General features: G+C 56.4%; 8 protein-coding genes. 4 read left to right on the plus strand and 4 right to left on the minus strand.

The window, feature by feature from the left end:
• Positions 1-198: 198 nt before the first annotated feature.
• Positions 199-2,217 (plus strand): ATP-binding protein, encoded by a 2,019-nt coding sequence (locus J2X15_RS19825; protein WP_310346321.1) that lies wholly within the window; start codon positions 199-201, stop codon positions 2,215-2,217.
• 13 nt (positions 2,218-2,230) lie between these two features.
• The gene (locus J2X15_RS19830; RefSeq protein ID WP_310346324.1) at positions 2,231-3,727 is read left to right on the plus strand and encodes a hybrid sensor histidine kinase/response regulator; all 1,497 of its coding nucleotides are present in this window, start codon (positions 2,231-2,233) and stop codon (positions 3,725-3,727) included.
• Between the two features lie 7 nt (positions 3,728-3,734).
• Here the strand turns inward: J2X15_RS19830 and J2X15_RS19835 are convergent, their stop codons facing one another.
• Positions 3,735-4,886: an ABC transporter substrate-binding protein gene (locus J2X15_RS19835; RefSeq protein WP_310346326.1), complete on the minus strand. Its 1,152-nt coding sequence runs from the start codon at positions 4,884-4,886 to the stop codon at positions 3,735-3,737.
• Between the two features lie 162 nt (positions 4,887-5,048).
• Positions 5,049-7,127, minus strand: coding sequence for a putative bifunctional diguanylate cyclase/phosphodiesterase (locus J2X15_RS19840; protein WP_310346328.1), 2,079 nt, complete (start codon positions 7,125-7,127; stop codon positions 5,049-5,051).
• 435 nt (positions 7,128-7,562) lie between these two features.
• Between J2X15_RS19840 and J2X15_RS19845 the strand changes: the two genes are divergently transcribed.
• Positions 7,563-9,041: a DegQ family serine endoprotease gene (locus J2X15_RS19845; RefSeq protein ID WP_310346330.1), complete on the plus strand. Its 1,479-nt coding sequence runs from the start codon at positions 7,563-7,565 to the stop codon at positions 9,039-9,041.
• 24 nt (positions 9,042-9,065) lie between these two features.
• Here J2X15_RS19845 and J2X15_RS19850 read toward each other — a convergent pair whose 3' ends face one another.
• Positions 9,066-9,476, minus strand: coding sequence for a methylglyoxal synthase (locus tag J2X15_RS19850; RefSeq protein WP_310346333.1), 411 nt, complete (start codon positions 9,474-9,476; stop codon positions 9,066-9,068).
• A gap of 10 nt (positions 9,477-9,486) precedes the next feature.
• Entirely contained in the window at positions 9,487-10,044 is a 558-nt protein-coding gene (locus J2X15_RS19855; RefSeq protein WP_310346336.1) for an HNH endonuclease, read from the minus strand.
• A 176-nt stretch (positions 10,045-10,220) separates the two neighbouring features.
• Here J2X15_RS19855 and J2X15_RS19860 point away from each other — a divergent pair, with 176 nt between their 5' ends.
• Entirely contained in the window at positions 10,221-11,207 is a 987-nt protein-coding gene (locus J2X15_RS19860; RefSeq protein ID WP_310346338.1) for a bifunctional riboflavin kinase/FAD synthetase, read from the plus strand.
• Positions 11,208-11,284: the final 77 nt, after the last annotated feature.

Here is an 11,284-nt window from a genome sequence, read left to right on the forward strand (position 1 = left end):
CCGCCTATCAGGCAATCTTGTTTGTTCTGTAGGGATTCAGCAATCGCATGTAGGGATTTCTTTACTCACAGACCGACAACTTTTCTTATTTGCAATTGCACAATCCCACTACGCAACGGCAATAATCCAGTAAGCAATGGCACAAGCACGCCAGAAGCACCGGAATCCCACCATCAAGATAGCGAAAGCAAACCCACCATGGAAAGCCCTAGCGCGCAGGTACCGCTGTCAACCATCTTGGACGAGAACCGGGAAACGGTCGAAAAAGACCTTGCCCGACGCTTGGGCAAGCAAGAGATGGCATCCGGTTTGTTTTCATTTCTCGGGTACGGGCCACAAGCACTGTTTTTGAAGGATGTGATTCGTCACGATTTTCTGTGGACATGGCTGGCCGTGGTGGTGGCAGCGGAAATGACCAATGCGGCGATCAGTTTCTTCCTGCAAAAATCGTTCGAACAACCCGCCCAGCGCCGACGTCTCACGGGCTTTCTCATGGTCAGCCAGGCGATCAGCGGCAGCGTCTGGGGAAGCGTTATCCTGCTTCCCGGCTTGACAGACGCCCCCTTTACCTTGGCTCTGCAACTGGTTGCCATCGGTGTCGTTGCCATTGCTTCCACACAGGCGCTGGCCGCGCACCGGGGCTGTCTGGCCATATTCACCTTTGGGATGCTCGCGCCGACGATCCTCTCGGGCCTTTTCGGAACAACCGTTCCCCTTCCCTTCGGTATCATGGCCATCGGCCTTTTCATCATGTGCCAGCTATACGGCTGGACAACGCGCAAGCTGGTGATCGACGCCATCGTGGCGGAACTGACTATCCGCAAGGCCAAGGATGCCGCTGAAACCGCCAACAGCGCCAAAAGCGTTTTTCTTTCCAATATGAGCCACGAGCTGCGCACACCGCTCAACGCAATCCTCGGCTATACGCAGATACTGTCCCGAGAAGACAACATGACGGGGCAGCAGCAGCGGCAGCTCGGTGTCATGCACGCCAGCGGCGAGCACCTGCTGACCCTGATTGGCGACATTCTGGACCTCAGCAAGATCGAAGCTCAAAAGATGGAGATCACACCCGCTCCCTTTTCCCTGGACAAGCTACTGGAGCAGGTCATCGACATCACGCGCCCCCGGGCGATTCAGAAAGGCCTAGGCCTGCACCTTGAGTCAGATCCATCGCTTCCACCTTGGGTGCTTGGCGACGAAATCCGGGTCCGGCAAGTCCTGCTCAATCTCTTGGCCAATGCGGTCAAATTCACCCCCGTTGGCAGCATCACTCTGCGTGCCCGTTACTCCGCACATAACGGCGGCACACTTGTCTGTGAAGTGGAAGACACGGGAACCGGTATGCCCGAAGACAAACTGGAGGCGATCTTCGAACCCTTCACGCAACTGGCAACCGAAGCACAGCGGGGCGAAGGCGCGGGCCTGGGTCTGGCGATCTGCCGCCGATTAGCCGCACTGATGGGTGGGAACGTGACGGCAACCAGTCGCCTTGGCTTGGGCAGCGTATTTCGCTTCCATGCCTTGCTGCCCACGGCCCTTATCGGCAAAACAACCTCCGCACCGAACCATCAAAAAATCCGCGGTTATCTTGGCGCGCGTAAACATATTCTGGTGGTGGACGACAACCCCATCAATGTCGTGTTGCTGTCCGACATTCTCGTTCCGTTCGGTTTCGACGTGAGAACGGCAAGCTCGGGCAGGGAGGCCATACGCCTGGCCGAGGAGTCGCCCCCCGACCTCTTGTTGCTCGACCTAGTCATGCCGGGACTGGACGGTATCGAAACGGCCCGCGAACTGCGGCGCCAAACCAAGTTCGACGCCCTGCGCATCATCGGCGTGTCAGCGACCGTCACCGACGGCGCGCGCAAGCAGACGTTCGTCGATGCCTGCGATGCCTTTCTCGGCAAACCCGTGCCGTTGGATGCGCTGCTGAAAACCATTGGCAGCCTGCTCGAACTTGAGTGGCAGATGGCCGAACAGGCCACACCGACCCAACCTGCAGCAAAGCTGACTTCGCACATGCTGGCGGGCTTGCTGCCCGATCTCCGCAAGGATCTCGGCGACGCGGCCCTGGGTCTCGACGGCGAGCGCATGGCAATCCTCATTTCCCACATCGAGATCGTTGCCCCCGCCTTGGCCCGAACCTTGTCCGACCTCGTCGAGCGCTTTGACTACCAATCGATACTGAACGCACTCGGCGAAGAGGCCGTATAAACAGGGAGAACAGATGGCGAACAAGGGAAGTATTCTCGCAGTCGACGACACTGAAACTTCGCTCAAGGTTCTCTCCGATCTCTTGAAAGAGGCCGGCTACTCGGTCCGTTCGGCGATCAGCGGAGAACTGGCCCTGCGCTCGGCCGCCCATCAGGCACCCGACCTTGTATTGCTCGACATACGCATGCCGGACATGGACGGATTCGAGGTTTGCCGGCAACTCAGGGCGCGACCAGAAACGCGGGATGTTCCGGTTATCTTCTTCAGCGCTCTGACTGAAACCGACGACAAGATCCGCGGATTCGAACTCGGCGCGGTTGACTACGTCACCAAGCCCTACCGGCGCGAAGAACTGCTAGCCCGCGTCGCGACCCATGTCAACCTGCGACGTATCCAGTTGCAGGTCACGGCCCAGAACGAGGAATTGCGGCACTATCGAGCAGAATTGGAAGAGCTGGTAGCCCAGCGCACAGCAGAACTACAAAAGAGCAACAGGCACTTGGTTTTGGCGAGTTTCGCGCTGGATCAGGTGCGCGAAGCGGCCTACTTGATGGATGGAAAAGGCCGCTTCTTCTACGTCAACCAGGAAGCATGTCGGGCGCACGGATACGGCGCCGAGGAATTGTGCAGTATGGATGTGACTGCGATCGACCCCGACTTTTCACCTGAAATGATTGCCTCAGCCACGGCACAGATCTTGGCAAAAGGCTCCCTTACCTTCGAGACCCGACACCGCCGACGCGACGGCACGATCTTTCCCGTTGAAATTACTGCCAGCGCCATCCGCTTTGAAGATCGTGACCTGACACTTTCCCTTGCCCGCGACATCAGCGAGCGCAAGGAAGCCGAACGACGTCTGCACGAGTCCTACAGCCAGCTTCAGGAATTGAGTTCCCACCGGGAAACCGACCGGGAACAGGAGCGCAAGCGCATTGCCCATGAACTTCACGATGAACTCGGTCAACACTTGACCGCCCTGCACCTCGGACTCAGTACGATTCTCTATCGCATGGGAAACGAGAATGCATGGTTAACCGAACGCTTGGAGGTATTGACATCCAACGCATACGAAACCATCCAGGTGGTGCGCAATGTTGCTGCTTCGCTTCGCCCGCCAGTGCTCGACATGGGCATGGGGGAGGCATTGGACAGCCTGGCCGAACAATTCCGAACTACGACAGGACTGGTCTGCAATGTCACCCTGCCCACGCCGTTCCGCTCCTTGACCAAAGAGGCATTGATCGCAATGTACCGCGTCGTGCAAGAAGCTCTGACCAACGTTGCCCGCCATGCGCAAGCTACCACTGTAGATATTGCCATCGTGCAGGACAACTCTCGCTGCTGGCTCGAAATCAGCGATGACGGCCAAGGATTTGATCCGTCGGTGAACCGGGGTAAGTCATTCGGATTGCTTGGTATGCAGGAACGCATCGAACTACTTGGCGGAGAATTTTCTATCACCACCACCCCCGGGAAGGGGGTGCGCATTCAAGTGCGTATTCCCGGTTAGCCTTAGATCATTTGTGCGACAAAACTTCCGCTAACTGACGCTGAGCACTCTCGGGTGTCACCTTTGGATCATTGAAAAAATCTGCAACGATATCGATCCACCCTTGGGACATTTGCGATGGCATGATCATCGATTGAGCGGAAACTTGGGTGTTTGGACGCGAAATCAAATCCAAACCGATTTTTCCGCACGCATCAAGATTTTGGCGTTGAATATCGGTCCGCACTGGAATCGAGCCCTTGGCACGGTTGAAGGCGAGCTGATTGTCAACATTCATGATTTGACGTGCAAAACGAAGCTGGGATTGACGATCTTGGTCGTTGTTGGTGGACGGAAAGGCAAACGCGTCAACGACGACAAAATATACCGACTCTGTCCCCGGTGCCAACGTGCAACGGTAATCCTTGTCAACGACAAGGCCAGCGGCAGTTAGTTCGCCCTTGGCATAATCGCCCATGAACTGCATTCCAGCCTTCCCCCGACCAACAGAGAGTGCCGCGTCGGCCCAAGACTTACCGGTCCGCTCAGTGGGAACAAAAGTGCTGAGACGCCGCAAAATGCCAAGCGCTTTCAACATCTCTGGGCGCATTGCGAAACTCGGATCGCCCGCGGCCATCAGGCGTGCATAGCCACCAGGGCCATAAACAGAATAAACAATGTCATTGAAGATGAGAGAAATCTCCCATGTGCCAGATCCAAGTGCAATGGGGGTATAACCAGCAGTTTTTATTTTTGCGGCGCTATCCAGAATACTGTCCCAACTTGTCGGCGAGGGAAGTTTTAGTTTGTCGAATATCTTTGTATTGGTCCATATCCAGTTTTCCGCATGAATATTGGTCGGCGCAAAATAAATATGCCCTTTGTAACTTATCTGATTAAGCACAATTTGAGGCAGAAAATCTCGCCAATGATCCGCAGTTGCGACCTCTTCGATATCCCGGATGATACCCATCGTCGGTAACTCCTTGCTACCTTCATTCGCGTGCCATTGCATGACAGTAGGGGGATAGCCATTGGCAATCCGATCTGAGACCATCTTCAATTCGGCTTGCTTATCCTTGGTCGGGGTATCGATCCATTTGCCGCCAAGATTCTTCCAAGCGCTGCGATATACGTCAAGGGCATTGCTTTCGCTCCTTGAAATCCAGAAATGCGTCACCTCTATGCTGGGTTGAGTTGCGCTATTGGCAGGTGCTGAAGGTGATTCAGCGTGCACGAATGATATTAGGGACAATGGGAGCAACAAGGCCATGCATTGTGTGAGGAAATAATATATGTTTCTTGTCATTACCAACTCTTTTTAGTAGAAGTTTTTATGGGATTACATTGAACCGCTGCATGCAGTGGTCCGATTTCGATGTTGTGCTGGATCAAACGAATCATATGGAAATTCGCCTAACTCCAATCCACGCGTTACAGTTTCGAATGGTTGCGGTTGTGCGAAAAAATATCCTTGCACGATATTGCACCCTGCTTGCTGCAAAAACAGCAACTGTGCCTCAGTCTCCACGCCCTCAGCAATACTGCTATTTCCCAGGTTTCTGGCGAGATCAATCATGGATTTAATAATTTGTTCAGATTTTTCATCGACTCCTATATTAAAAATAAAACTTCGATCAATCTTGATATCATCAAATGGGAAATCTCGCAGATTGGTTAAAGAAGCAAAACCAGTCCCAAAATCGTCAAGCGCTATTGATACTCCAAGCTCACGTAATTTGACGACGGTTGCCGAAATTTGTTCTGTATATTTACTCATAAAAACATCTTCCGTAATTTCAATCGAAAAATCACTCCACTTGAGCGCGTGACGCTCCACTGCATGGGCCAGCATGTCAAAGGCCATTCCGGAAATCAGAATAGCTTCCGGCATATTGATTGCCACACTTCCAGGAGATAAACCCTTATCTCGCCAACGTCGGATATCTTGGGCTACCTGATTGACGACACACTCGGTCATTGATGTAATCGATGATCCGGTATTGAAAAGATGCAAAAAACGTCCCGGCGATAGAATTCCGAATTCTGGGTGAGGCCACCGTACCAGCGCTTCAAACGCCAATTGATTATTTTGGATATTAATCTTGGGTTGATAATAAACAACGAGATCTTCATTCTCGACAGCCTTAAACAACGCGGTTCGAAGCTCACTTTCTGCAAGACGGTCCGCCATCATTTCCTCATTGAAGATGATCACGTTGTTGCGCTTTGTTTTTGCGGCATAGAGTGCCAGATCGGCGCACCGAATAATGTTCCCCGCGCTCGTACCATGGTCAGGGAACATGGCACCACCGATACTGCCTGATATGCGAAGCGTGTGTCCCTCGGTAGTAAAAGGCTTCGACAGGTTTTTGCGTATCCGCAAGGCGACCTCTTCGGCCTCGGCGGGGTTGGAAAAATTGGGCAATAAAATCGCAAACTCGTCCCCTCCCAAGCGCGCAGCGAAGGATCCGTCCTCCAAAGCCGAAGAGATTCGCTTTGCAGCTTCGACCAGCAACGCATCGCCGGTCTGATGCCCAAATATGTCGTTAACCGACTTGAAATGATCGAGATCAATCAAAAGAAGAACGAACGAGTCACTTTTCAAGTATTCTTCATCCGGTTCTTTAACCTTGACGAGTCGATCAAACATTTGATTGAACGACATGCGGTTGGGTAGGTTAGTTAGTTCATCCCTGTGTGCACGAATTGATAATTCTTGTTCAAATATTTTCTTTCTCTCATACTCTGTCCGCAGCTTCTTAAGTAATGGCATTAAGACAAAAACACCCACAATGAATAGTGCAACCAAAGGCGACAATATCAGCAACGCGCTGATATTCTTTGCCGTACCGATACTCGCCTCGCTCATGGAAAAGGATTTTTGAATCTGCTCCTGGAAGCTACGCATGATGAAACCATCCGACGCAGTGGCAAAATCAATGGGGCCCCAAAAGGCGTAACGGCGACCACGACTGATATGATCAATATCGGCCAACCGCTCTGCCCGCTCTAAAAAAGTTTGAAGACGCAGATCAAGATCGCTGGGCGCGGAATTCTCGTCAAGACGGTGATGAAGAATAAGCAATTGCGCATTAATATCGCTTAGCTCTATGATTTCATGCTGCATCTCTTCGGTTAGCTTATCAAGCACTTTGCTTGGAATAGCTTCGTCTGCAGATGCACGCATTAATGCGCGCGCCGTATTGGCCAGTTGCTGGAATTTAATAAATTGATTACTGGTGAGAAAACTGACGTTTTGCTGCACAGAATGTCGATCAAGGACAAGCTGCATGGCCGCATAGATAATGAGCGCTACGATCGTAATCGCAGCAAAGGCGCCCACATAATAACGGGAGGCAGATTTGATATATCGATCAAGTGAAACGCGATCAATTTTTTCGATATAGCTATATTTCATGAGAGGATCTCAATGCTTTTTTCATACTCCCATTGCGTATTGGCCTGATCTTTCATCAGATTTGCTTGCAAAGTTCAGAATCGACTTCTCTTGGCGACTGCTTTGAAGCAATATGCACACCGGCTCCCTTCAAGAATGAAGGAACGGAAGAACTATGGCTATCAGACATTCCTGAAATTCACGTCAGCAAATGACTACAGACAGTTGGGATGAAAGGGGCCGCGGTTTAGGGTTTAGGTGTCGCAGCAGAACCTGGCCGACTGCGCAAGGTCATGGACTTCAAACGCGGCACGCTCTTCACAGTTCTTTGCAATCGACCGCGGAACCCCTCTGGTAATTTGCACCTCTCACCCTATCTGAGGGGCAGTTGTTCGCGCAACCGGTGTGCGGTGCGGCGTTCCATAGCCATGTTCTTTCTGACGGAGGTACTTCACCATGGAAACCAAACACAAATCGATATACATCAAGGCTACTGCGACAGGGCTGCTGGCCTCCAGCTGCTTCCTGGGCGGCTACGCGATTTCGCAACGCAGCCTGGCGCCGCCTGGGCCCGATGCGGCGCCGGCAGCCGTCATCGCTGCCGCACCCGGCGCACGCGGGCTGCCGCCCACCAACTTCTCCGACATTGCCGAGCAGCAGGGCTTGGCGGTCGTCAACATCAGCGTGGCGGGCATGGTCAAGACCAGTGCCCGCACGGGCGTGCCGCAACTGGACCCGAATGATCCGTTCTACGAATTCTTCCGCCGCTTCCAGCCTCCCGGTGGTGGCCCCAACGGTCCCAGTGAAACGCCCACGCGCGGCACTGGCTCGGGCTTCATCGTCAAGTCTGACGGCGTAGTGCTGACTAATGCCCATGTGGTGGCCGACGCCAATGAAGTGACGGTGAAGCTGCGCGACAAGCGCGAGTTCAAGGCCAAGGTGATTGGGCTGGACAAGGTGTCCGACGTCGCAGTGCTGAAAATTGATGCGAAGGACCTGCCCACCGTGCACATCGGCGATCCCAAGGCGGCCCGCGTGGGCGAGTGGGTGGTGGCCATTGGCTCGCCCTTCGGGTTCGAGAACACGGTCACCGCGGGCATCGTCTCGGCCAAGTCGCGCACGCTGCCGGACGATGGCTACGTACCCTTTCTGCAGACCGACGTGGCCATCAACCCCGGCAACTCGGGCGGCCCGCTGTTCAACCTGGCAGGCGAGGTGATCGGCATCAACTCACAGATCTACAGCCGCAGCGGCGGCTACCAGGGCCTGTCGTTCGCCATCCCGATTGATGTAGCCATGAAGGTGGAGGGCCAGTTGCTGGCACACGGCAAGGTCACCCGCGGTCGCCTGGGCGTGACGATCCAAGAGGTGAGCCCCGAGCTGGCCGAATCTTTCGGCCTGGACCAGCCCAAGGGCGCGCTGGTGAACTCGGTGGAAAAAGGCACAGCGGCGGACAAGGCCGGCCTGCAACCCGGCGATGTGATCCTGAAGTTCAACGGCACCGCGGTCAGCCAGTCGTCTGAGTTGCCGCCCTTGGTGTCTGACACCGCGCCCGGCGCCAAGGTCAGCGTGACCATTTGGCGCAAGGGCCAGGCCAAGGACATCAGCATGAGCGTGGACCAGATGGAAGTGGCCCAAGCAGACACCCCGGATGCAAGCCCAGCGCAGGACAAGCAATTGGGCTTGGCGGTGCGCCCGCTGACGCGCCAGGAGCGGGCGGAGGCCCAAGTGGCTGGTGGACTGGTGGTGGAAGACGTAGCTGATGGGCCCGCCAAACGCGCGGGCCTGCGTCCGGGCGATGTGATCCTGTCGGTGAACGGCGAGATGGCGGGGGTAGACAGCCTCAAGGCCCAATTGGGCAAAGACCGCAAGAAGCTGGCCCTGCTGGTGCTGCGCGACGACGCACGGCTGTTTGTGCCCCTAACTCTAGGCTAGCCCGCGTAGAACCTGCGCCAGCAGCTATAGTTTCAGGAGCATCTGCGCCAACACCAGGCGCGCACTGGACAGGTTGGTGGCGCAGGGCACGTCGTGCACGTCGCAGGCGCGCACCAGGGCATTGATGTCGGGTTCGTGCGGTTGCGGGGTCATGGGGTCACGCAAGAAGATGACCACATCCACCTCGCCCACGGCCAGCCGCGCACCAATCTGCAAGTCGCCGCCCCAGGGGCCGCTGAGCATGCGTTCCACATTCAGTCCCACCTCATTGACCAGCCGCCCGCCCGTGGTGCCGGTGGCCATCAGCGTGCACTGCTGCAAGTAGGGCGCGAACTCGCGAGCGAGTTCGACCATGGCGTCTTTTTTACGGTCGTGCGCAATCAGCGCGATGCGCGGGCGGTCTGACGGGGTGGGGGTTGCAGGGGCGTTGCTCATGCCCCCAATGCTAATCCAGCAGGCGCGAGGATTTGGGCACGTGGGCCATCAAAAACTCCATCTGGTCCGCCAGGATGCGGCGGTTGCGCAGGATGAAGTCTTCCCACAGGCTGGGCACATAGGGCGTGTACAGCAGCGGCATGTGCGCCTGTTCGGGCGTGCGGTGGCTCTTGCGGTGGTTGCAGGGTTTGCAGGCCGTCACCACGTTCATCCAGGTGTCGATGCCATGCTGGGCGAAGGGGATGATGTGCTCGCGGGTCAGCTCGCCCTCATGGAAATGGCCGCCGCAGTAGGCGCACACATTGCGGTCGCGGATGAAGAGCTTGGCGTTGGTCAGGCCGGGGCGCAGGTTGAAGGGGTTGATATTGGGCACACCGCGCGTGCCGATGATGCTGTTGACCCGCACGATGGACTGCTGGCCGGTCATGGCGTTGTGCCCACCGTGGAACACGGCGACCTCACCCCCCGACTCCCAGCGCACCTCGCCGGAAGCATAGTGGATCACCGCCTGTTCCAGCGAGATCCAGGACTGGGGAAGCCCCTGGGCCGACAACTTCAAGACTTTCACGCAACGCCTCCATCAACGGTAAAACCTACCACCAACACGGACTGCCAAATGTCTGCAAGTGCGCGCCAGACATGCGTCTGGGCCCTGCTAGGTGACAATATACAGTGTTTCCATGACAAATTGGCTTCAAGCCCCGGCAGCGTTTGCGCGGCCTGCTATCAAAAAGATAACAACCCATGAAGGTTTTCCGCGGTTTCAAGCACCCTGGCGTCGCCAGTGCCAGTGCGGTCACGATTGGCAACTTTGACGGTGTCCACCGGGGCCACCAGGCCATGCTGGCCCTGCTCAAGGGCGAAGCCCAGCAGCGCGGTGTGGCCAGCGTGGTGCTGACCTTTGAGCCCCACCCACGCGACTATTTCGCTGAGTTGCACCAAAAACCCGACCTGGCCCCGGCCCGCGTGGGCACCCTGCGCGACAAACTGGAAGACCTGGCCACAGCCGGTGTAGACCAGACCGTGGTGCTGCCCTTTGACGCGCGGCTGGCCAACCAGAGCCCGCAGGAGTTCATTGACCAGGTGCTGCTGGGCGGCCTGGGCGCCCGCTATGTGCTGGTGGGCGACGATTTCCGCTTTGGTAAGGCCCGTGCGGGTGATTACGCGCTCCTGGACGCCGCGGGCGACGCCCAAGGCTTTGACGTAGCCCGCATGAATAGCTACGAGGTGCACGGCCTGCGCGTCTCCAGCTCAGCCGTGCGCGAGGCGCTCGGCCGGGGCGACATGGCCGCCGCCGCCCGCCTGTTGGGCCGTCCCTACTGCATCAGTGGCCATGTGGTGCACGGGCGCAAGCTGGGCCGCACACTGGGCTTCAAGACCCTGAATTTGCGCTTTGCGCACTGGAAACCGGCCGCCAGCGGCATCTTTGTGGTGCTGGTGCATGGCCTGTCTGCCAAGCCGCTGCAGGGTGTGGCCAACCTGGGCGTGCGCCCTTCCCTGGACCCCACCGATGTGAACGGCGGGCGTGTGCTGCTGGAAACCCATTGCCTGGACTGGCCGGCCGAACTAGGCCCCGAGGGGGCCTACGGTAAAATCATCCGCGTGGAACTGCTACACAAACTGCACGACGAACTCAAATATGACGGTCTGGACGCCCTCACCCAGGGCATACAAAAAGACCGCGACGATGCACGTGCCTGGCTTCAGTCCAACGTCAGCGCCCGAATTTGACGGGGCCACCCGACGCACTTTGCCCCGCGTCTTGCCCCATCGCTTGCCGTGACGACCACCGCAGGCCGTTCAACTCC

It is taken from the genome of Rhodoferax saidenbachensis (assembly GCF_031457975.1).
Taxonomy (GTDB): Bacteria; Pseudomonadota; Gammaproteobacteria; order Burkholderiales; family Burkholderiaceae_C; genus Allorhodoferax; species Allorhodoferax saidenbachensis_A.